This window comes from Pseudomonas sp. BB438 (assembly GCF_057180225.1).
Genome location: NZ_CM170001.1, coordinates 5102891 through 5124222 on the forward strand (window position 1 = coordinate 5102891; position 21332 = coordinate 5124222).

A 21332-nucleotide genomic window follows, 5' to 3' on the forward strand; every position below is an offset into this window, starting at 1 on the left:
GACTGCCTCTGCCCACGAACCGACTCGCGAGCCAATGGCAGCAGTCGAAAAGCAACGAATCCGCCGCTCTACTCCCGGCACGATCGGACACACCGACTACCATTGACGCTGCGCAAGGGATTCTCGCCCATGGGGGGATAGAGTTTCCTTACCAAGCCACTCATTGAGGGAACACATCATGTACGAGCGCATTCTGGTAGCGGTGGACGGCAGCCCGGTTTCCGACCGAGCCCTGGTCGAAGCGGCCAAGCTGGCCAAGCTGAGCGGCGGTGAGCTGCGTGTCATCACCATCGTCGACAGCCCATTGCGTCATCTGCCCGACTACGCCGTGTACTACAACCCCGAGCCGCTGCGCGAAGCCGCACTGAAGGCCGCCGATGACATCCTCGCCAAGGCGAAGGACAAGGTTGCCGAGTTCTCGGTGAAAACCAGCTTCGAGCGGGTCTGCCAGGAACGCGCCAGCGAAGAAATCGCAGAGCGCATCGAGATCGAAGCCGAAGCCTCCAAGTCCGACATCATCGTCATGGGCACCCACGGCCGCCGTGGCGTGCGCCGCCTGATGCTCGGCAGTGTCGCGGAAGGCCTGCTGCGCGTCAGCAACCGCCCGGTACTGCTGGTTCGCGACAAGTAACAGCGCGAGAAAACAAAAGGCCCTGCGGTTAGCGCCGCAGGGCCTTTTTCATGGCCGTCGTCCAGGCCGTCGCGGGATCACTGGGCGGCGGTCATGTCGCGTTTGCAGGAGTGGAAGATATCCAGCTCCGGCTGGTACAGGCTGGTGTGCACGCCGTACAGGCCAAGCACCGTGTGGAACAGGTTGTCGTGGCTGAGCTCGGCGCCGCCGGCCTTCTTCTCCAGACAGCCGCGATCCACGCCCATGCCGCCCAGCGAACCGTTGCCGAACCACATCACCATGGGCACGTGGGTCTGCGCGGCCGGCGCGATGGCATAAGGCGCCGCATGCAGGTAGACGCCGTTCTCACCCAGCGACTCGCCGTGGTCGGAAACGTAGAGCATCGAGGTATCGAAGCGCTCCTCGTTCTGCTTGAGCAGTTCCACCACCTTGGACAGGAAATGGTCGGTGTAGAGGATGGTATTGTCGTAGACGTTCACCAACTCCTCGCTGCTGCAACTGCCCAGCTGGTTGGTGCGGCAGACCGGGGTGAAGCGTTCCAGCGCCTTGGGATAACGGTCGTAGTATTCCGGGCCGTGGCTGCCGTCGGCATGCAGGACGATGATCGCGTTGTCCTTCAGGCCGTCGATGTAGGCCTGCAGGTTCTGTAGCAGGGCTTCATCCAGGCAGTTCTTGCCGTCGCAGAACGGACCGGGCTGATCTTTCGGAATATCGCGATTGGGCACGCGCAGGCAGGTGCCCTTGCAGTCGCTGTTGTTGTCCAGCCAGAGCACCGACACGCCGACGCGCTGGAGGATGTCCAGCAGCCCCTGGTTGGTCTTGCCCTTCTTGTCGCTGTAGTCCTCGCGGGGGAACTTGGAGAACATGCAGGGCACCGACACCGCCGTGGATGTGCCGCACGAGCTGACATTGGTGAAATTGAGGATGTCGAGCTTCTTCAGCTCCGGGTTGGTGTCGCGGGCGTAACCGTTGAGGGAGAAGTGGTCCGCACGGGCGGTTTCACCGACCACGAAGATCATCAGCGATTTCTTGCCGTCGGCGCGTACCTTCTGCGGCATCACCGCATCCTCACCGATGGGCTGTACCACCAGGTGTTCCTTGATGCCCAGGCGCTGCTTGGTGAATTTGCTGACCGCGTAGATGTAGTTGGTCGGGTTGATGAAGTGGGTGAGCTTCTCTTCCTGACGAAACACCGGGGCGTAGGTGGAATAGAACGCGCCGACGCAGACGGCAATCACCACCAGGCAACCGAAGATCACCAACACCTTATTCAGCAGGCCACGGAAGAACGAGCTGTAACGCACCGGCATCAGCCAGATGATCGCCGCCGGCAGCACGCCCAGCACCAGCAGGTAGCCGAGCATGCGCGCACTGAACAGCGCGGCGGCTTCGCCGGGGTTGGTCTCGATGACGTTCTGCACCATCACGGTATCGATCACGACACCATAGGTATTCATGAAGTACGCCGCCGCAGCCGAGACCAGCGCCACCAGGGTGAGGGCCGGCTTGAGCAGCGGACGGAAGGATACCAGGGTCAGCAGCAGCGTGAAGGCGGCCCAGAGGAACAAGGCAAACGAAGCGAAGAACGCTGCGCCCCAGAGACCTTCCATGGGAACCAGGCTGTTCAGCGCCCGCCAGGTGGCGAAGTTGTAGAACAGCACCAGTGCCAGCGAGAACAGCAGGACCAGCCGCACGGGGCTGACCAGGGGGAAGAGGCGGCGCTTGCCCTCGGACATCGAGCGCACTCCTTACATCGAGAGACGGATAGAAAATGGAATGGCCGACGCTGCCGGCCGGCGGCGCAACTCTAGCGGGCAGTAAGTCAAAAAAGTGTCAAGTTGGCTACACGCGTTCGGCCAGTGGTCGATTGGATGATCGCATGTGCAGTTGGGACTACCGTACGTCGTTCTCCGTTCGACCTTGTGGGGAAAAATCAGCGCACTCCTTGCAGCGTCATGCCGGCTTCCTAGACTCACAACAAAGTGATATCAATCTGCCCTCTCCCCCTCCCGACATCCGGAGCTCCCGCCCATGGACTGGCACCAGGACGCCGTACCCGATGCTGTGCTGCTGGAGTGTTCCCACAATCCCGGACTGGTCCTGCTGGCCATCCTGATCGCCTGCGTCGCCAGCTTCGTTGCGCTAAGCATCGCCGCACGGATGGTCCGCGCGCCGCAGCACGCCCATCGCTGGCAGTGGGTCGGCGGCATCTGCCTGGGTAGCGGCATCTGGTCGATGCACTTCGTCGCCATGCTGGCCTTCCACGCCTCGGTGCCGCTGCACTTTGCCGGCGCCCAGACCCTGCTGTCGCTGGTCATCGCCATCGGCATCAGCGTGGTCGCCATGCGCCTGCTGGCCCATGCCGGACTCAGCCCGCTGCAGTACCTGCTCGCGGCCTGCTGCATCGGCGCCAGCATTGCCGGCATGCACTACACCGGCATGGCTGCCATCGAGGCGCCACCGATGCAGCACTATGACCCGCTGCTGGTCGCCCTGTCGGTGCTCATGGCGGCACTGGTGGCCTTCGTCGCGCTGGTCCTGGCGCCGGTGCTGAATCGCCAGCCAGCGGGCCGTCAGTGGATCTACCAGGTGATTGGCAGCCTGGTTCTGGGCGCGGCGATCTCCGGGATGCACTTCACCGGCATGGCCGCGATGACATTGACCCTGCCCAGCTGGGTTGCGCCGGTGGCGGACCTCGGGCGCAACAACGCCATCCAGCTCGGCCTGATGGTCGGCCTGCTGGCCCTGGCCGTGGTACTGGCCGGGCTCTGGGCGGCCTGGATCGAAGACAGCCTGGAAAGCAAGGAGAGCGAGCTGAGTCGGGTCAACGCCCTGCTCAACCAGCTCGACCACGCCAACGCCTCGCTGCAGAAGCTGGCGCGCTTCGACGGGCTGACCGGCTTGCACAACCGCAACGCGTTGAACGAAGAGTTCGCCAGCCGCCTGCAGCGCAACCGGCAGAAGGGCCAGGGCATGGCGGTGATCCTGCTGGACCTGGATCACTTCAAGCGGGTCAACGACTCCCTGGGCCATCCCGCTGGCGACGAGCTGCTGTGCATCGTGTCCGAGCGTATTCGCAGCGCGCTGCGCAGCAGCGACCTGCTGGCGCGCTTCGGCGGTGACGAGTTCTGCATCCTCGCCGACCTCGGCGAGGACCACGAGGCGCGCATCCTTGCCCAGCGTCTGATGCAGCGCATGAAGGAGCCGATCAGCATCGCCGGGCGCAGCCTGGTGATGACCATGAGCGTCGGCATCAGCCTGTACCCCAACGACAGCGAACAGCCCGAGGAACTGCTCAAGCACGCGGACCTGGCGCTCTACCAGTCCAAGGGCAACGGCCGCAACGCCACGCACTTCTTCAGCCCGCACCTGAAGACCAAGGCGACCCAGGAACTGCAGCTGGAAGAAGAACTGCGCAAGGCGCTGTGGGACGACGAACTGGTGCTCTATTACCAGCCCATCCTGCGCATCGATCACGGCGACGTAGAACAGCTCGAGGCGCTGGTGCGCTGGAAGCATCCCACCCATGGCCTGCTCGCGCCGGACCGGTTCATCGGCCTGGCGACCGCCAATGGTCTGATCGGCGCGCTGGACGCCTGGGTGCTGCGTCGCGCCTGCCAGGACCTGCGTCACCTGCACGACCTGGGTTACGTGGAGCTGCGGGTAGCGGTGAACTGCTGCGCCAGTAACCTTGGCCGCGAGGGATTGGTCGATGAGATCCAGCAGACCCTCGAGGACACCGGTCTTGCTGCGCGCTTCCTGGAGATGGAGGTGACCGAGAACGCCGTGATGTCCAACATCAGCCAGGCCATCCCGCTGCTCAATCGCCTGCGCGACCTCGGCGTCAGCCTGTCCATCGACGATTTCGGTACCGGCTACTCGTCGCTGTCCTACCTGCGCCAGCTACCGCTGGATGCGCTGAAGGTGGACCGTTCCTTCATCCGCGACGTCCCCCAGTCGCGCCGTGACAGCGAGATCGCCCAGGCCATCATCGCCATGGCGCAGAAGCTGCACCTGAAGGTGATCGCCGAGGGCGTGGAGCACGCGCAGCAACTGGCATTCCTGCGCGACAACCATTGTGAGCTGGCCCAGGGCTACCTGTTCAGTCGCCCCTTGCCCCTCAGCGCGCTGGTGGAGTTCCTCGGCGCCTACCGCGAGGACAGCGATTCGGCGCTGCTGCGCAGCCAGGCCTGAATCAGTAGTCGAACTTGCCCGCGCGCCAGCGCGGCAGCCAGCGCAGGGAGTCGGCGGTGGTACCGGTCGGGCGGTACTCTGCCCCCAGCCAGCCGTCATAGCCGACATCGTCGAGCACCTGCAGCGGGACCTCGAACTCCATTTCTCCCGAACCCGGTTCGCCGCGCTCGGGATAGTCGGCGAACTGCACGTGGCCGATCTGTCCCATCAGCGCGTAGATGCAATCCACCAGTTCCAGGCCCATCCGCGCCATGTGGTAGAGGTCCAGTTGCGCACGCAGGTTTTCCCGCGCCACACGCTCGAGCATGTCCTGCAGGTGCTCGGGGGTGTTGAGCAGGAAGTCCTTCATGTCGTGGCAGTTGATGGCTTCCATGAGTACGTCGGTGCCGCTGCCGGCGAAGGCATCGCAGGTCGCGCGCAGACGTTCGGCCAGTGTCCGCAACGCGACCTCGCGCTCCTGCCCCTCGACCAGCCGCCCCGCCAGCACGTTGATGTGCTGCGGCTTGACGATGCGCGCATAGTCCAGCGCCTTGGCCAGCGCGGCGTCGAATTCCGCCCCGCGCTCCGGCACGGCAGCGAGGCCCGGGCCACCCTGCATCAGATCGCCGGCCGGCAGGTTGATCAGCACCAGCGGCAGGCCGGCGGCGTCCAGTGCCGCCTTCAGGTCCTGCGCGGGCACGTCGTAGGGAAACTGGATCTCCACGCCCTCGAAGCCGGCCTTGGCGGCGGCGTCGATACGCTGCAGCAGCGGGACTTCGGTGAACAGCAGGGACAGGTTGGCGCAGAGTTTCATGCGGGGAATTCCTTCGTCTGACGGTATTGCTCGACCAGGGTTGCCGGGTCGCGTTCAAGATTGCCCTGGCTGCCATGCAGGCGCATCAACTGCGCAGCGAGGCCGCTCATGGGCGTGGCAGAGCCTGCCTCGCGGGACAGCTTGATCGCGGTATCCAGGTCCTTGAGCAGCGTGCGCACATGCCACTTCACCGGTTCGAACTGGCTCTGCGCCATCTGCGGGGCAAGGATCTGCAAGGGCTTGGAGTCGGCGAAGCCGCCGGCCAGCGCCGGGGCGATGAGGCTGGCATCGACGCCAGACTGCTCCGCCAGCGCCACGACCTCGGCGATCACCAGGGCATTGCAGGCGACGATCATCTGGTTGCACACCTTGGTGACCTGCCCCGCGCCGACATCTCCCATGCGCGTCAGGCGCTGCCCCAGGTGGGCCAGGATCGGCCGCACGCGCTCGATGTCTTCGATACGGCCCCCGGCCATGATTGCCAGGGTTCCGGCTTCGGCACCGGGCGTGCCGCCAGAGACCGGAGCATCGACCCAGCGCATGCCGCTGCGCGCTTCCAGCTCGGCCGCCATCTCGCGGGTCGCGGCCGGCTCCAGGCTGGAGAAGTCCACCAGCACCTGGCCCGCGCGGGCGTTCTCGACAATGCCGCCGGCGCCGAACACCACGTCACGCACGGCAGCAGTATCGGCCAGGCAGAGCATCACCACCTCGGCATCGGCGCACAGCTGGCCGGCGGTTTCCACAGCCCGCGCACCTTCAGCGGCCAGCAGGTCGCGCTTGCCGGCGGAGCGATTCCACACGGTCAGCGGGTAACCGGCAGCGAGCAGACGGCGCGTCATGGGCACGCCCATCAGGCCGAGACCGGCGAACGCGAGGGATGGCAAAGGGGACGACATGGGATGATCTCCAGTTCGACAGCAGGACAGGCACGGGGAGCGGCATTCTAGCAGGCGCGAAGTTGCCCCGGCGGACGACCCTGTCGCTGCAGGACGGCTGCCAAACAGACGCGCCGCCACTATACTCCCGGGGTTTTTTCCGCCATTGAACCGGAGAACTCTCCCCATGCTGAAACGCTCCCTGGCGCTCGCCGCCGGTTTTGCCCTGTCCCTGTCCGCCGTCTTCGCCCACGCCGACACCCCGAAAGAGCTCAAGGTCTCGGCCATTCCCGATGAAGCCCCCACCGAACTGCTGCGCAAGTTCAAGCCGCTGGGTGCCTATCTGGAAGAGCAACTGGGCATGCCGGTGAAGTTCATCCCGGTGTCCGACTATGCCGGCGTGGTCGAAGCCCTGGCTTCGGATCGCCTGGACATGGCCTGGCTGGGTGGATTCACCTTCGTCCAGGCGCGCCTGAAGACCGGCAACGCCATCCCGCTGGTACAGCGCGAGCAGGACCAGCAGTTCACCAGCAAATTCATTACTGCCGACCCGGCCGTGAAATCGATCCAGGACCTCAAGGGCAAGACCTTCGCCTTTGGTTCGGTATCGTCCACCTCCGGCAGCCTGATGCCGCGCTACTTCATGCAGAAGGACGGCGTGGTGCCCGAGCAGTTCTTCTCCCGCGTGGCCTATTCCGGCGCCCACGACGCCACCGCCGCCTGGGTCCAGGCCGGCAAGGTCGACGCCGGCGTGCTGAACGCCTCCGTCTGGCAGAAGCTGGTGGATAGCGGCAAGGTCGACACCAACAAGGTGAAGGTCTTCGCCACCACCCCGACCTACTACGACTACAACTGGACCGTGCGCGGCAACCTCGATCCCGCGCTGGCCGAGAAGATCAAGAAAGCCTTCCTCGCCCTCGACCCGAGCAAGCCGCGCGACAAGGAAATCCTCGACCTGCAGGCGGCCAGCCGCTTCATCGAGACCAAGCCTGAGAACTACACCGGCATCGAGGAATCGGCGCGCGCGGCCGGCCTGCTGAAGTGACCCTGAAACTGACCGGCGTGGAGCACATCCACGCCAACGGCCAGCGCTCGCTCGCCGGTATCGACCTCAGCGTCGCTGCCGGTGAACGGGTGGCGATCATCGGCCCGTCGGGGGCCGGCAAGACGACCTTGCTGCGCATCCTCGCCACCGCATTGAAACCCGCTTCCGGCAGATTCGACCTGCTCGGCACTCAACCCTGGACGCTGAGTGGCTCCGCGCGCCAGCGCCTGCGCTCGCGCATTGCCCTGGTGCACCAGGCGCCGCCGCTGCCGCCGCGCCAGCGAGTGGTCACCGCCGTGCTCGCCGGCCGCCTCGGCCAGTGGCCACTGTGGAAAAGCCTGGCCAGCCTGCTCTATCCCGTCGACAGCGCCGGCGCCCGCAGCGAGCTGCAGCGCCTGGACCTCTCCGACAAGCTCTTCGAGCGCTGCGACCAGCTTTCCGGCGGTCAGTTGCAGCGCGTCGGCATCGCCCGCGCCCTGTACCAGCAGGCCGAAGTGCTGCTGGCGGACGAACCCGTCTCGGCCATGGACCCGGTGCTCGCCGGCCACACCCTCGGCGTGCTCACCCGCGAAGTGCAGAACCGCGGCGTGACGCTGCTCGCCAGCCTGCACGCGGTGGACCTGGCGCTGGAGCACTTCCCGCGCATCGTCGGCGTGCGCGATGGCCGCATCGCCTTCGACAAGGCAGCGGAGAACGTCACGCCCGAGGACCTGCGCGCCCTCTACGCCAACGAGCAGCTCGGCCAGGAGGAAGCTTCCTCGCCGGTGGGCAAACCGCTGGTGGTGCAGATTCCGCGATGCTGAACCCGGCACCTTCCAAGAACCCGCCCCGCGACCCGGCGGCGCTGCCGCGCCTGTTGCTCACCCTGCTCGCCCTGGCTTTACTGTGGCCGGGCCTGCGCCTGTCCGAGCTGGATATTGCCAGCCTGTTCAGCGGCGACAACGCGCGGACCATGGCCAACTTCCTCGGCGGCTTCTGGCCGCCGGCCCATGACGACGAATTCCTCGCCCTGCTCGGCCGCGCCACCCTGGAAACCCTGGCCATAGCCACCGCCGGCATGGCGCTGGCCTGGCTGATCGCCTTCCCCGCCGCCCTGCTGGCGACGCGCGCCCTGTCGATCTCCGCCCTACCCCGCGGCGGCCTGCCGGCCTGGTGGGCGCGTGCGCTGCGCTGGCCGGTGCGCGGCCTGCTGATCGTCCTGCGCAGCGTGCCGGAGATCGTCTGGGCGCTGCTGTTCGTCCGCGCCGTGGGCCTGGGCCCCACCGCTGGCGTGCTGGCCATCGCCATCACCTATGGCGGGATGCTCGGCAAGGTCTACGCGGAAATCTTCGAATCGGTGGACCCACGCCCGACCCGCGCGCTGCTACTGGGCGGCGGTTCACGGCTGCAGGCCTTCGCCTACGGCGTGCTGCCCTCGGCCGCGCCGGAACTGATCTCCTACACAGTCTACCGCTGGGAATGCGCGATCCGCGCCTCGGTGGTGATGGGCTTCGTCGGCGCCGGCGGCCTGGGCCAGCAGATCGACCTGTCGCTGCGCATGTTCGCCGGTGGCGAGGTGGCGAGCATCCTGCTGACCTTCCTGGTGCTGGTGCTGGTTGCCGACCTGCTCAGCCGCTTCCTGCGCGGGAGGCTCGAATGACCGGCCTGCTGCGCAGCCTGGGCTGGCTGCTGCTGATCCTGTTCGCCATCGGCGCGTCCTTCGCCTACCTGGAAATGGATACTGGCGGGCTGTTCGATGCGCGGGGCCTCGGCCAAATGCTCGACTACGGCCGCGACTTCCTCTCGCCGGACCTGACCGCCGCACACTTGACCGCTGTTGGCCACGGCGCGCTGGAAACCCTGGCCATGTCTGCCATGGGCACCCTGCTCGCGGCACTGCTGGGCCTGTTGCTGGCGCTGCCGGCCGCCGGGCGCTTCGGACACATCGCGCAGAGCTTCTCGCGGCTGCTGCTCAACGCCCTGCGCGCGGTGCCGGAGTTGGTCTGGGGCGCTCTGATGGTGCTGGCCGCCGGGCTCGGCCCGAACGCCGGCACGCTCGCGCTGGCACTGCACACCGGCGGCGTGCTCGGCCGATTGTTCGCCGAAGCGCTGGAGAACACCCCGACCGCCCCGGCCGAGGCCGTGCGCCTGGCCGGCGGCGGGCGCGTCGCTGCCTTCGCCTATGGCACGCTTCCGGCCGTCTGGCCGCAACTGGTGGCGTACATGCTCTACCGCTGGGAGAACAACATCCGCATGGCCAGCGTGCTCGGCTTTGTCGGCGCGGGTGGCCTGGGGCAGATGCTGTATTTCAGCCTCAGCCTGTTCCAGCAGGCCCAGGCGGCGACGGTGATCATCGCCATGCTGCTTCTGGTTCTGTGCGTCGATAGTTTGAGCGCCTGGGCGCGGCAGCGCTGGGTGAGCCACTGAGTGCTGCATCGAACGGTACGCAATAAAAAGCCCGGCACATGGCCGGGCTTCTTTTTGAATGCGTCGCTTACGAATCGCCGTGGATCACCTTGTCCAGGTCGATCGGGTCGCCCGGTTGGGTGCCGAGCTTCTGACGGATGTCCTCGAACATCGCATCGTATTCCTTGTGGTTGCGCACCATCGAGCCGAACCGCGGGTGCAAGCCATGCTTCTGCGCAATGCGGGTGGCATCGCTGGCGAAGTTGAAGGCCTGCTCCTTGGGCATGTCCCATTCTTCAGTGAAGGCGTTGCCGTCGATCTCACCCTTCATGATGAAGTGGACCAGCAAGCCCTTATCCGCATCCCGGCGAACTTCATAGTTGATGTGAGCGTCGATCTCCTGCTGCCCCAGCCCCGGCAGGGACTGGAGGTGCAGATGGCCCGGTTCGAACATGGCGAATCTCCTTCGATGGAATCCCGACAGTCTAGTCGGCCTTTTCGAATTGGAAATCGCCCCGGGTCAGTGCACGGACTCTTTTCGAACTCTTTCTTGCACCAGCACCCAGGGGGCTATTACCACGGCCCACAGTTCCGGGTCGCGGTCGTGGAAATCCTGCGCCAGGGTTTCGTCGACCTTGATCAGGTCACCGCTGGCCAGCCAGGCGGCCACCTTCGCCTTGTCGTCGTCGGCCACGCCCATCGCGACCTCCACCAGATCGGCAGAACCCGCGACCTTGAGGAGGCTGCCGCGGGCAAAGAAAGGCGCGAGCTCCTGCCAGGAAATCTTCGCGGTTTCGCCAAGCAACTTGGCATAGAGGGTGCTAGCTTGTTCTGTCATGGATCTCACCTGGTAAACGAACGGCGCCATGATAGCGCCGGGACCGCGCCAGGCAAGGTTCCGACGGCGTTTTCCCGGTGACGGAATACCCACGGGGAGAAATCGGAAGGCGCCGTTTTTCTGTACGTTTGTTTCAATCTTGCGACATGCCCACGATCGGCTGGCCGCACCCCGCTTTTCAAGCGGTCCGGCGGCACTCTACACTGTACCGGTACAGTTGCCGGTGGGCCTGTCCGGGGCAATCCCGGTCCGGTAGCCCCTCGGCCACCAGGACTACAAAAACGAAAACACAAGAAGAGTGGAGCATTATGAAAAAGGGTACTCAGCGTCTTTCCCAGCTGTTCACCGCCATGGCCCTGGCCGGCGTTGCCAGCTTCTCCATGGCCGCCGACACCATCAAGATTGCTCTGGCCGGCCCGGTGACCGGCGCAGTCGCCCAGTATGGGGAGATGCAGTTCATTGGCGCGAAAATGGCCATTGAGCAGATCAACAAGGCCGGCGGCGTCGACGGCAAGCAACTCGAAGGCGTGGTCTACGACGACGCTTGCGATCCGAAACAAGCCGTGGCCGTTGCCAACAAGATCGTCAACGATGGCGTCAAGTTCGTCGTTGGCCACCTGTGCTCCAGCTCCACTCAACCGGCTTCGGACATCTACGAAGACGAAGGCGTGATGATGATCACCGCCGCCTCCACCAGCCCGGACATCACCTCCCGCGGCTATAAGCTGATCTTCCGCACCATCGGTCTGGACAGCCTGCAGGGCCCGACCGCCGGCAAGTTCATCGCCGAACACATCAAGCCCAAGACCGTGGCGGTTATCCACGACAAGCAGCAGTACGGCGAAGGCATCGCCACTGCCGTGAAGAAGACCCTGGAAGGCGCCGGCATCAAGGTCGCCCTGTTCGAAGGCATCAACGCCGGCGACAAGGACTTCTCCGCGATGATCGCCAAGCTCAAGCAAGCCAAGGTCGACTTCGTCTACTACGGCGGCTACCACCCGGAGCTGGGCCTGATCCTGCGCCAGGCTGCCGAGAAAGGCCTGAAAGTCGGCTTCATGGGCCCGGAAGGCGTGGGTAACAAAGAGATCTCCGCTATCGCCGGCCCGGCTTCCGAAGGCCTCTACGTGACCCTGCCGAAGTCCTTCGACCAGGATCCGAAGAACCAGGCCCTGGTCGACGCCTTCAAGGCCAAGAACGAAGACCCGAGCGGTCCGTTCGTGTTCCCGGCCTACGCGGCCGTCCAGGTCATCGCCGACGGCATCAAGAAAGCCGGCAGCGAAGACACCGACAAGGTGGCAGCGGCGCTGCGCTCCAACAACTTCGAGACCCCGACCGGTACCCTGGCCTTCGACGAGAAGGGCGACCTGAAGAACTTCAACTTCGTGGTTTACCAGTGGCACAAGGACGGCACCAAGACCGAAGCCAAGTAAGCCACCCGCCTCCACACAAAGCCCACTGCCCACGCAGTGGGCTTTGTTTATCCGAGTATTCCGGGGGTCCGTCGCGCCACAAGCGCCGCTTCACGCGACGCCCGAGGAGTTAGGTAATGCCTGATCTCTACCACTACCTGCAACAGCTGATCAACGGCCTCACCGTCGGCAGCACCTATGCCCTGATCGCCATCGGCTACACCATGGTCTACGGCATCATCGGCATGATCAACTTCGCCCATGGCGAGGTGTACATGATTGGCTCGTACGTAGCCTTCATCGTGATCACGGGGCTGGCCATGATGGGGATCGTGAGTCTCCCTGTCGTTATCATCTGCACCTTCGCCGCGGCGATCATCGTCACCAGCGCCTACGGCTACAGCATCGAACGGATCGCCTATCGGCCCCTGCGCGGAAGCAACCGGCTGATTCCGCTGATCTCCGCGATCGGCATGTCGATCTTCCTGCAGAACGAGGTCCTGCTCGCCCAGGATTCCAAGGACAAGGCCATCCCCAACCTGCTGCCGGGCAACTTCATCATCGGCCCGGACGAAATGAGTGGCGTCACCATCTCGTACATGCAGGTGCTGATCTTCATCATCACCCTGCTGACCATGTACGGCCTGTCCATGTTCATCTCCCGCTCCCGCCTGGGTCGCGCCTGTCGCGCCTGCGCGGAAGACCTGAAGATGGCCAACCTGCTGGGTATCAACACCAACAACATCATCGCCCTGACCTTCGTCATCGGCGCCACCCTGGCCGCCGTGGCCGCGGTACTGCTGGGACTGCAGTATGGCGTGATCAACCCACACATCGGCTTCCTCGCCGGCATCAAGGCGTTCACCGCCGCCGTGCTGGGCGGCATCGGCAGTATTCCGGGCGCCATGCTCGGTGGCCTGGTGCTGGGCGTGGCCGAAGCCTTTGGCGCCGACGTATTCGGTGACCAGTACAAGGACGTGGTGGCCTTCACCCTGCTGGTACTCGTGCTGCTCTTCCGCCCCACTGGCCTGCTCGGTCGCCCGGAGGTGGAAAAGGTATGAGCCAGAAACTCAAGACTGCATTCTTCAGCGCCCTGCTGGTGATGGCCGTCGCCTACCCCGTGCTGGGTGTGAAGCTCAGCGTGATCGGCATCGGCCTGCAACTGGAAAATGTCAGCCCCGCGCGCCTGTGGACCATCGCCGCCTGTGCCGTGCTGATGTTCGTCTGGCAACTGGTGCGTGACCGCTTCGCCTTCGGCGGTAGCGTGAAACAGGCCCTGTCACACCCACACACCAGGCTGGCCGAGCGCCTGACCCATGCGTCCGTGCAACGCAAGATCATCATGGTGCTGATCCTCGTCGCCCTCGCCTGGCCGTTCTTCGGATCGCGCGGTGCGGTGGATATCGCCACCCTGATCCTGATCTATGTACTGCTGGGCCTGGGCCTGAACATCGTGGTGGGCCTGGCTGGCCTGCTCGACCTGGGCTATGTGGGCTTCTACGCCGTGGGCGCCTACAGCTACGCGCTGCTGTCGCACTATTTCGGCCTGGGCTTCTGGGTGTGCCTGCCGATCGCCGGCCTGATGGCCGCGTTCTTCGGCTTCATCCTCGGCTTCCCGGTGCTCCGATTGCGCGGTGACTACCTCGCGATCGTGACCCTGGGCTTCGGCGAGATCATCCGCATCCTGCTGCGCAACATGACCTGGCTGACCGGTGGTCCCAACGGCATCAGCAACATCGAGAAGCCGACCCTGTTCGGCCTCACCTTCGAGCGCCGCGCCCCCGAGGGGATGCAGACCTTCCACGAGTTCTTCGGCATTGCCTACAACTCGAACTACAAGGTCGTGTTCCTCTACCTGGTCGCACTGCTGCTGGTGCTGCTGGTGCTGTTCGTGATCAACCGTCTGCTGCGCATGCCCCTGGGCCGCGCCTGGGAAGCCCTGCGCGAAGACGAGATCGCCTGCCGCGCGCTGGGTCTGAACCCGACGCTGATCAAGCTCTCGGCCTTCACCCTCGGCGCCTGCTTCGCCGGTTTCGCCGGCAGCTTCTTCGCCGCGCGCCAGGGCCTGGTTACGCCGGAATCGTTCACCTTCATCGAATCGGCCATCATCCTCGCCATCGTGGTGCTGGGCGGCATGGGTTCACAGCTCGGCGTCATCCTGGCGGCCGTGGTGATGATCCTGCTGCCCGAACTGATGCGTGAGTTCAGCGAGTACCGCATGCTGATGTTCGGCGCCCTCATGGTGCTGATGATGATCTGGCGTCCGCAGGGGCTTCTGCCCATGCAGCGCCCGCACCTGGAGTTGCGAAAATGAGCCGACCGATTCTTGAAGTAGCCGGCCTCACCATGCGCTTCGGCGGGCTGCTGGCCGTCAACAACGTGGCCCTGAAGGTCCAGGAAAAACAGGTGATCTCGATGATCGGCCCCAACGGCGCCGGCAAGACCACCGTGTTCAACTGCCTGACCGGCTTCTACGCACCCACCGGCGGCGAGATCCTGCTGCGCGGCGAGCCCATCCAGGGCCTGCCGGGCCACAAGATCGCCCACAAGGGCGTGGTGCGGACTTTCCAGAACGTGCGCCTGTTCAAGGAGATGACCGCGGTGGAGAACCTGCTGGTGGCGCAACACCGGCACATCAACACCAACTTCCTCGCCGGCCTGCTCAAGACCCCGGCCTTCCGCCGCGCGGAAGCCGAGGCCCTGGACTACGCCTCGCACTGGCTGGAAATCGTCAACCTCAAGGACATCGCCAACCGCCCGGCCGGCACCCTCGCCTACGGCCAGCAGCGCCGCCTGGAAATCGCCCGCTGCATGATGACCCGTCCGCAACTGCTGATGCTGGACGAACCGGCGGCGGGCCTGAACCCGCGGGAAACCGAGGACCTCAAGGCGCTCATCGCCATGCTGCGCTCCGAGCACGGCGTCACTGTCCTGCTCATCGAGCACGACATGAAGCTGGTGATGAGCATTTCCGACCACATCTACGTGATCAACCAGGGCACTCCCCTGGCGGACGGCACCCCGGAGGAAATCCGCGGCAACCCGGATGTGATCAAAGCCTATCTGGGGGAGTCCTGAGTCATGTTGAAGTTCGACAAGGTTTCCACCTTCTACGGCAAGATCCAGGCACTGCACGACGTCAGCATGGAAGTCCAGCAGGGTGAGATCGTCACCCTGATCGGCGCCAACGGCGCCGGCAAGTCGACCCTGCTGATGACCCTGTGCGGATCGCCGCGCGCCGCCTCCGGCAGCATCACCTACATGGGCGAGGAGCTGGTCGGCAAGGAATCCTCCGTGATCATGCGCAAGAGCATCGCCGTCGTGCCCGAAGGCCGTCGCGTGTTCGCCCGCCTGACCGTGGAAGAAAACCTCGCCATGGGCGGTTTCTTCACCAGCAAGGGCGACTACCAGGAGCAGATGGACAAGGTCCTGGCACTCTTCCCGCGCCTGAAGGAGCGCTTCAACCAGCGCGGCGGCACCATGTCCGGCGGCGAACAGCAGATGCTCGCCATCGGCCGTGCGCTGATGAGCAAGCCCAAGCTGCTGCTGCTCGACGAGCCCTCGCTGGGCCTGGCGCCGATCATCATCCAGCAGATCTTCGACATCGTCGAACAACTGCGCCAGGAGGGTGTGACCGTCTTCCTCGTCGAGCAGAACGCCAACCAGGCGCTCAAGCTCGCCGACCGCGGCTACGTGCTGGAGAACGGGCGCATCGTCATGCAGGACACCGGTGCCAACCTGCTGGTCAACCCCAAGGTGCGCGACGCGTATCTCGGCGGCTGATCCGCTTTGCTGCGATGGAAAACGGCCCTTCGGGGCCGTTTTTCATGAACTGCTCCTCAATACCTTTCCTGAAGCCCCTGAATATGAAAACGCCGCCCGGTGGGCGGCGTTTTCATTACCGGAGAATCAGGTTCCGTAAGTCAGCACCTGTGCGCGCTGGCGCAACTGGGAAACCACGTCGTCTTCCATACGGCCTTCGGAAATCAGCAGATCACGGCGGATGGTCTGCACCGCCTCTTCGCTCTGTGCATGGTCGGCCAGGTGCTGGCCCTCGATGACCCGCCGCAGCACTACATCTCCATCGTCGTTGGTGAGGGTCAGAATACGGCCGCCGTCGGGGCGTGCCGGGCCCAGGAAGGGAGCGTAGGGAGCGAAGGTCTCGGTCAGCAGGGCGCTCAGCCGGTCCATGTCGTATCTCCTTGTTGCGAAATGAAAAACACGCAGAAGAAGACCGCACGATCGGCGATAAAGTTCGCCAGTTTCAGTACCGTTGGTCATGACGCCATGTGACAGAACCCAACTTGCACGCATGAAAAAGCCCGCCATGGGGCGGGCTCCTTCGAACGGTGAACCACGACTTAGAGCGGCTTGCCGCGGTTGCCGTGGGCGCTGACGAAGGCCTGGACCTTGGCCAGTTCGTTCGGCAGCACGGTGCAACGCTCTTCACGCTGGAACAGGTCGGTCAGGTGCGCCGGCAGTGCCGGAACAGCCTCGATACCGGCCTTCTCCACCGCTTCCGGGAACTTGACCGGATGCGCGGTACCCAGGGTGACCATGGGCACGGACAGGCTGCGGCGGCACTCGCGAGCGGCGCGCACGCCGATGGCAGTGTGCGGGTCCAGCAGCTCGCCGGACTCGGCGAAGACCTGGGCGATGGTCTCGCAGGTTTCCTCGTCACTCACCGCCAGGGAATCGAACAGGCGGCGGGCTTCAGTCCAGCGGTCATCCTCGACGGCCAGCTTGCCGGTAGCCTTGAAGTTGTCCATCAGCTCGGCGACTGCCTTGCCGTTGCGGCCATGCAGGTCGAACAGCAGGCGCTCGAAGTTGGACGAGACCATGATGTCCATCGACGGCGACAGGGACGCGTGCAGGGTGTCCTTGTCGTAGCGGTTACCGGACATGAAGCGGTGCAGGATGTCGTTGCGGTTGGTCGCGACGATCAGCTGGCTGATCGGCAGGCCCATGTTGCGCGCCAGGTAGCCGGCGAAGATGTCGCCGAAGTTGCCGGTGGGCACCGAGAAGGCCACCGAGCGGGCCGGTGCGCCGAGCTGCAGGGCGGCGTGGAAGTAGTAGACGATCTGGGCCATGATCCGCGCCCAGTTGATCGAGTTCACGGCGACCAGACGAGTGCCCTTCAGGAAGCCCTGGTCGGCGAAGCTGGCCTTGACCATCTCCTGGCAGTCATCGAAGTTGCCTTCGATGGCGATGTTGTGGATGTTCTCGCCGAGGATGGTGGTCATCTGACGGCGCTGCACCTCGGACACACGGTTGTGTGGGTGCATGATGAAGATGTCGACGTTTTCGCAGGCCTTGCAGCCTTCGATGGCGGCCGAGCCGGTGTCGCCGGAGGTGGCGCCCATGATCACCACGCGCTCGCCGCGCTTGGTCAGCACGTGGTCGAGCAGGCGGCCGAGCAGCTGCAGGGCGAAGTCCTTGAAGGCCAGGGTCGGACCATGGAACAGCTCCAGGACCCACTCATTGCCGTTGAGCTGGCGCAGCGGCGCCACGGCGTTGTGGGCGAAGACACCGTAGGTCTCTTCGAGGATCTTCTTGAAGTCGGCGTCGGAGATGCTGCCGGCAACGAACGGGCGCATCACGCGGAAGGCCAGCTCGTGGTACGGCAGGCCGGCCCAGGAGGCGATCTCCTCGACGGTGAAGCGCGGCAGGTTTTCCGGCACGTACAGGCCGCCGTCGCTGGCCAGGCCAGCCAGCAGCACGTCTTCGAAGTTCAGCGCGGGCGCCTGGCCGCGGGTACTGATGTAACGCATGGTGTGAAACCTTCGGGTTGGCGGCGGCGCTCAGGCGCCGCCGCGTTCGATTCAGTTCAGTTGTTCGACGCGGATGCGTACGACATTGCCGACGACGTCATCCAGCGCTTCCAGCGCGGTGATGGCTTCGATGATGCGGGACTCGAGCACGCGGTGGGTAACCAGGATCATCGGCACCAGACCGTCATGCTCTTCGACTTCCATCTGCATGATCGATTCGATGTTGATGCCGCGCTCGGAGAGGATGGTCGCCACCTGGGCCAGTACGCCCGGATGGTCCTTGGCCTGGATGCGCAGGTAGTAGGCGCTTTCGCAGGCGTCGATCGGCAGGATCGGGTGGTCGGAGAGCGAGTCCGGCTGGAAGGCCAGGTGCGGCACGCGGTTCTCCGGGTCGGCAGTCATGGCGCGAACCACGTCCACCAGGTCGGCGACCACCGAGGAAGCGGTGGGCTCCATCCCGGCGCCAGCGCCGTAGAACAGCGTGGAGCCCGCAGCGTCGCCATTGACCATGACGGCGTTCATCACACCATTCACGTTGGCGATCAGGCGGTCGGCCGGGATCAGGGTCGGGTGGACGCGCAGCTCGATACCCTTGTCGGTACGGCGGGCGACGCCCAGATGCTTGATGCGATAGCCAAGGGCCTCGGCGTAGTTCACATCAGCGGTCGTCAGCTGGGTGATGCCTTCGGTGTAGGCCTTGTCGAACTGCAGTGGGATGCCGAAGGCGATGGACGCCAGGATGGTCAGCTTGTGCGCGGCGTCGATGCCCTCGACGTCGAAGGTCGGATCAGCTTCGGCGTATCCCAGCGCCTGGGCTTCCTTCAGCACGTCGGCGAAGGCACGGCCTTTCTCACGCATTTCGGTGAGGATGAAGTTGCCGGTGCCGTTGATGATGCCGGCCAGCCAGTTGATGCGGTTGGCAGCCAGGCCCTCGCGGATCGCCTTGATCACCGGGATGCCACCAGCCACGGCAGCTTCGAAGGCGACGATGACGCCCTTCTCGCGGGCCTTGGCGAAGATCTCGTTACCATGTACGGCGATCAGCGCCTTGTTGGCGGTGACCACATGCTTGCCGTTCTCGATGGCCTTGAGCACCAGCTCGTGGGCCAGGGTATAGCCACCGATCAGTTCGATGACCACGTCGATTTCCGGGTTGTTCGCCACGTCGAAGATGTCGGCAGTAATGGGGGTACTGCCGGTTTCACACTTCGGATTGGGGCGACGGGCGGCAATCTGCGCAACCTCGATACCACGCCCGGCACGGCGGGCAATCTCCTCGGCGTTGCGTTTGAGTACATTGAAGGTACCGCCACCGACGGTCCCCAACCCACAGATTCCCACTTTCACCGGATTCACGCTGAAACTCCCCATGATTACAGCATCGAGGCGCCAGAGACGCCGATGCCCGCAACGAGGCGGGCACGGCGGCAGGCACCAAATCAGAACAGGCGGACTGCCTGTTCCCTAGTCAAAAGGAACCGAACATTACGAAGCGGTTCCGCATTAGTCAATCTACGCGCAAGCCTCGGCCTACTTGGCTTCCAGGGCCAGCTTGGCGATCTGGCCGGCCGGCTGGTAGCCCGGCAGCATGGTGCCGTCAGCCAGGATGATCGCCGGAGTGCCCTGCACACCGACCATCTGCCCCAGGGCGAACTGCGCGTCCACCGGGTTCTCGCACTTGGCGGCCTTCACTTCCTTCTCGTGGAACATGTCGCTCATGGCCGACTGGCGGTCCTTGGAGCACCACACGGCCTGCAACTGCGCATCGCCCGGCGAGTTCGGACCCTGACGCGGGAAGGCCAGGTAACGCACCTCGATGCCGCGCTTCTGCAACTCGGGTACTTCGGCATGCAGCTTCTGGCAGTACGGGCAGGTGGTGTCGGTGAAGACCGTGATGTGCGCCTTGGTTTCACCCTTGGCCGGGAACACCACCATGTCCTTGGCAGCGATGGCGTTGATGGTCTTGGCCACGCCAGCGCTCTCGGCTTTCTCGGTCAGGTTGGTCGGCTTGCCGTCCTTCACCTGGTAGATATTGCCTTGCACGACGAACTGGCCGTCGGCGCTGGCGTAGAGCACGCGGCCGCCCTTGAGCTGCACCTCGTAGATACCTTCCAGAGGCCCTTTGGAGATGTTTTCGATGGGCAGGTCGGGCTGCAGGGACTGCAGCGTGGTGCGGATCGCCTGGTCCGGTTCGGCGGCCAGGGCGAGGGTGCTGACGAGGCCAAGGGCCGCGGCAGCCAGAAGTCGAGACAAACGCATGGAAAACTCCTGATGTCGGTCGGCGAAGACTACCACACCAGGCCGGCAAGACCGAGCCAAAGGCTGTAGCCGGAAGCTTCGGCAGGAGTAGCGACCAAGGCCACGCCGGCAAAGATCGAACAAGGTGTAGACATCCCGGTCGAGACCACCTGCCCAACCACGATCCCGCCCCGGCCATCCACGCCAGCTCGATTGCGGGACAACGCGTGCATCGCTGGAGCCGCGCTCACCCCCTGGGATGATGCTGCGCATGCAGGTCCTGCAGACGAGCACGGGCGATATGGGTGTAGATCTGCGTGGTGGAGAGATCGCTGTGGCCCAGCAACATCTGCACCACACGCAGGTCCGCGCCGTGGTTGAGCAGGTGGGTGGCGAAGGCATGCCGCAGGGTGTGCGGCGACAGGCTCTTGCCGATACCGGCCACTTTCGCGTGGAGCTTGATCCGGTGCCAGAAGGTCTGACGGGTCATCTGCTCACCGCGCAGACTGGGGAACAGCACGTCACTCGGCCGACCGGCCAGCAGGTCTCCGCGCCCCTCTCGCACGTAGCGCTCGATCCAGCGGATCGCCTCCTCCCCCAGCGGCACCAGGCGCTCCTTGCTGCCCTTGCCGAGCACGCGCACCACGCCCTGGCGCAGATTCACCTGCTCCAGGGTCAGCCCGACCAACTCGCTGACACGCAGTCCGCAGGCATACAGAACCTCCAGCATGGTGCGGTCTCGCAGGCCGAGCGGATCGTCGGTCTCCGGCGCCGCCAGCAGGGCTTCCACGTCCGACTCGGAGAGCGACTTGGGCAGCGGCTTGCCCAACTGCGGCAGCTCCACCAGCAGGGTCGGATCCTCGGCAATCAGCCCCTCGCGCAGGCAGTAGCGGTAGAAACCGCGCAGCCCGGAAAGCAGTCGCGCGGTGGATCGGGCCTTGTACCCCTCACCCAGGCGCCAGGCCAGATGATCCAGGATCACATCGCGCCCGGCGGACTGCAGCGCGACACCACGCTCTTCCAGCCAGCCGTTGAACAGGGACAGGTCGCTGCCATAAGCGCTGCGGGTGTTGTCGGACAGGCCCTTTTCCAGCCACAGGGCGTCAAGGAAGCGATCGATCAAAATATGCGGAACTGGGGTCATTTCAGGCCA

At 64.7% G+C, this 21332-nt stretch carries 21 protein-coding genes; 11 read left to right on the forward strand and 10 right to left on the reverse strand.

The features are described 5' to 3' along the window. Positions 1–178: 178 nt before the first annotated feature. Positions 179–631: a universal stress protein gene (locus AC1ZV1_RS23525; protein ID WP_484293858.1), complete on the forward strand. Its 453-nt coding sequence runs from the start codon at positions 179–181 to the stop codon at positions 629–631. Between the two features lie 77 nt (positions 632–708). On the opposite strand, the gene AC1ZV1_RS23530 is transcribed toward AC1ZV1_RS23525, so the two are convergent. After that, positions 709–2367: a phosphoethanolamine transferase gene (locus AC1ZV1_RS23530; RefSeq protein ID WP_484293859.1), complete on the reverse strand. Its 1659-nt coding sequence runs from the start codon at positions 2365–2367 to the stop codon at positions 709–711. Positions 2368–2662: 295 nt separating this feature from the next. On the opposite strand from AC1ZV1_RS23530, the gene AC1ZV1_RS23535 reads away from it, so the two are divergent. Then, entirely contained in the window at positions 2663–4825 is a 2163-nt protein-coding gene (locus tag AC1ZV1_RS23535; RefSeq protein WP_484293860.1) for a putative bifunctional diguanylate cyclase/phosphodiesterase, read from the forward strand. A gap of 1 nt (position 4826) precedes the next feature. Here AC1ZV1_RS23535 and AC1ZV1_RS23540 read toward each other — a convergent pair whose 3' ends face one another. After that, positions 4827–5618, reverse strand: a complete 792-nt coding sequence (locus AC1ZV1_RS23540; protein WP_484293861.1) for a hydroxypyruvate isomerase family protein — start codon at positions 5616–5618, stop codon at positions 4827–4829. Beyond that, positions 5615–6514 (reverse strand): NAD(P)-dependent oxidoreductase, encoded by a 900-nt coding sequence (locus tag AC1ZV1_RS23545; RefSeq protein WP_484293862.1) that lies wholly within the window; start codon positions 6512–6514, stop codon positions 5615–5617. Before AC1ZV1_RS23545 ends, AC1ZV1_RS23540 begins: the two co-directional genes overlap by 4 nt. 166 nt (positions 6515–6680) lie before the next feature. On the opposite strand from AC1ZV1_RS23545, the gene AC1ZV1_RS23550 reads away from it, so the two are divergent. The 4 genes from AC1ZV1_RS23550 to phnE are packed head-to-tail and all read left to right on the forward strand — an operon-like array spanning position 6681 to position 9944. After that, the gene (locus AC1ZV1_RS23550; RefSeq protein ID WP_484293863.1) at positions 6681–7538 is read left to right on the forward strand and encodes a putative selenate ABC transporter substrate-binding protein; all 858 of its coding nucleotides are present in this window, start codon (positions 6681–6683) and stop codon (positions 7536–7538) included. Further along, positions 7535–8341: a phosphonate ABC transporter ATP-binding protein gene (locus AC1ZV1_RS23555; protein ID WP_484293864.1), complete on the forward strand. Its 807-nt coding sequence runs from the start codon at positions 7535–7537 to the stop codon at positions 8339–8341. Before AC1ZV1_RS23550 ends, AC1ZV1_RS23555 begins: the two co-directional genes overlap by 4 nt. After that, on the forward strand, positions 8335–9177 hold the full coding sequence (locus AC1ZV1_RS23560; RefSeq protein WP_484293865.1) for a PhnE/PtxC family ABC transporter permease: 843 nt from the start codon (positions 8335–8337) through the stop codon (positions 9175–9177). The genes AC1ZV1_RS23555 and AC1ZV1_RS23560 overlap by 7 nt, the downstream gene beginning before the upstream one ends. Then, positions 9174–9944 (forward strand): phosphonate ABC transporter, permease protein PhnE, encoded by a 771-nt coding sequence (gene phnE / locus AC1ZV1_RS23565; RefSeq protein WP_484293866.1) that lies wholly within the window; start codon positions 9174–9176, stop codon positions 9942–9944. The genes AC1ZV1_RS23560 and phnE overlap by 4 nt, the downstream gene beginning before the upstream one ends. A gap of 67 nt (positions 9945–10011) precedes the next feature. Here the strand turns inward: phnE and AC1ZV1_RS23570 are convergent, their stop codons facing one another. Together AC1ZV1_RS23570 and AC1ZV1_RS23575 are read right to left on the reverse strand one after the other, a co-directional pair. Beyond that, positions 10012–10377, reverse strand: a complete 366-nt coding sequence (locus AC1ZV1_RS23570; protein ID WP_484293867.1) for a DUF5064 family protein — start codon at positions 10375–10377, stop codon at positions 10012–10014. A gap of 66 nt (positions 10378–10443) precedes the next feature. Further along, positions 10444–10761, reverse strand: coding sequence for a DUF2288 domain-containing protein (locus tag AC1ZV1_RS23575; RefSeq protein WP_484293868.1), 318 nt, complete (start codon positions 10759–10761; stop codon positions 10444–10446). A gap of 308 nt (positions 10762–11069) precedes the next feature. On the opposite strand from AC1ZV1_RS23575, the gene AC1ZV1_RS23580 reads away from it, so the two are divergent. The 5 genes from AC1ZV1_RS23580 to AC1ZV1_RS23600 all read left to right on the forward strand — a co-directional run bounded on the left by AC1ZV1_RS23580 (position 11070) and on the right by AC1ZV1_RS23600 (position 15953). Further along, complete coding sequence (locus tag AC1ZV1_RS23580) at positions 11070–12191, forward strand: branched-chain amino acid ABC transporter substrate-binding protein (RefSeq protein ID WP_484293869.1); 1122 nt, start codon at positions 11070–11072, stop codon at positions 12189–12191. A 116-nt stretch (positions 12192–12307) separates the two neighbouring features. Further along, positions 12308–13231 carry a high-affinity branched-chain amino acid ABC transporter permease LivH gene (livH, locus tag AC1ZV1_RS23585; protein WP_484293870.1) on the forward strand — a complete coding sequence of 308 codons (924 nt, stop codon included), beginning with the start codon at positions 12308–12310 and terminating at the stop codon, positions 13229–13231. Further along, positions 13228–14484 (forward strand): high-affinity branched-chain amino acid ABC transporter permease LivM, encoded by a 1257-nt coding sequence (locus AC1ZV1_RS23590; RefSeq protein ID WP_484293871.1) that lies wholly within the window; start codon positions 13228–13230, stop codon positions 14482–14484. Before livH ends, AC1ZV1_RS23590 begins: the two co-directional genes overlap by 4 nt. Continuing rightward, the gene (gene livG / locus AC1ZV1_RS23595) at positions 14481–15248 is read left to right on the forward strand and encodes a high-affinity branched-chain amino acid ABC transporter ATP-binding protein LivG (protein ID WP_081515899.1); all 768 of its coding nucleotides are present in this window, start codon (positions 14481–14483) and stop codon (positions 15246–15248) included. The genes AC1ZV1_RS23590 and livG overlap by 4 nt, the downstream gene beginning before the upstream one ends. Before the next feature lie 3 nt (positions 15249–15251). After that, positions 15252–15953 carry an ABC transporter ATP-binding protein gene (locus AC1ZV1_RS23600; RefSeq protein ID WP_017522225.1) on the forward strand — a complete coding sequence of 234 codons (702 nt, stop codon included), beginning with the start codon at positions 15252–15254 and terminating at the stop codon, positions 15951–15953. A 126-nt stretch (positions 15954–16079) separates the two neighbouring features. Here the strand turns inward: AC1ZV1_RS23600 and AC1ZV1_RS23605 are convergent, their stop codons facing one another. The 5 genes from AC1ZV1_RS23605 to xerD form a co-directional block, all read right to left on the reverse strand. Further along, positions 16080–16361: a DUF3509 domain-containing protein gene (locus AC1ZV1_RS23605; RefSeq protein ID WP_484293872.1), complete on the reverse strand. Its 282-nt coding sequence runs from the start codon at positions 16359–16361 to the stop codon at positions 16080–16082. Between the two features lie 170 nt (positions 16362–16531). Then, on the reverse strand, positions 16532–17941 hold the full coding sequence (thrC, locus tag AC1ZV1_RS23610; RefSeq protein ID WP_138215394.1) for a threonine synthase: 1410 nt from the start codon (positions 17939–17941) through the stop codon (positions 16532–16534). Positions 17942–17992: 51 nt separating this feature from the next. Next, positions 17993–19297 (reverse strand): homoserine dehydrogenase, encoded by a 1305-nt coding sequence (locus AC1ZV1_RS23615; RefSeq protein WP_484293873.1) that lies wholly within the window; start codon positions 19295–19297, stop codon positions 17993–17995. 174 nt (positions 19298–19471) lie between these two features. Beyond that, entirely contained in the window at positions 19472–20200 is a 729-nt protein-coding gene (locus AC1ZV1_RS23620) for a disulfide isomerase DsbC N-terminal domain-containing protein (protein WP_484293874.1), read from the reverse strand. 226 nt (positions 20201–20426) lie between these two features. Next, complete coding sequence (gene xerD, locus AC1ZV1_RS23625) at positions 20427–21323, reverse strand: site-specific tyrosine recombinase XerD (protein ID WP_484293875.1); 897 nt, start codon at positions 21321–21323, stop codon at positions 20427–20429. Positions 21324–21332 lie beyond the last annotated feature (9 nt).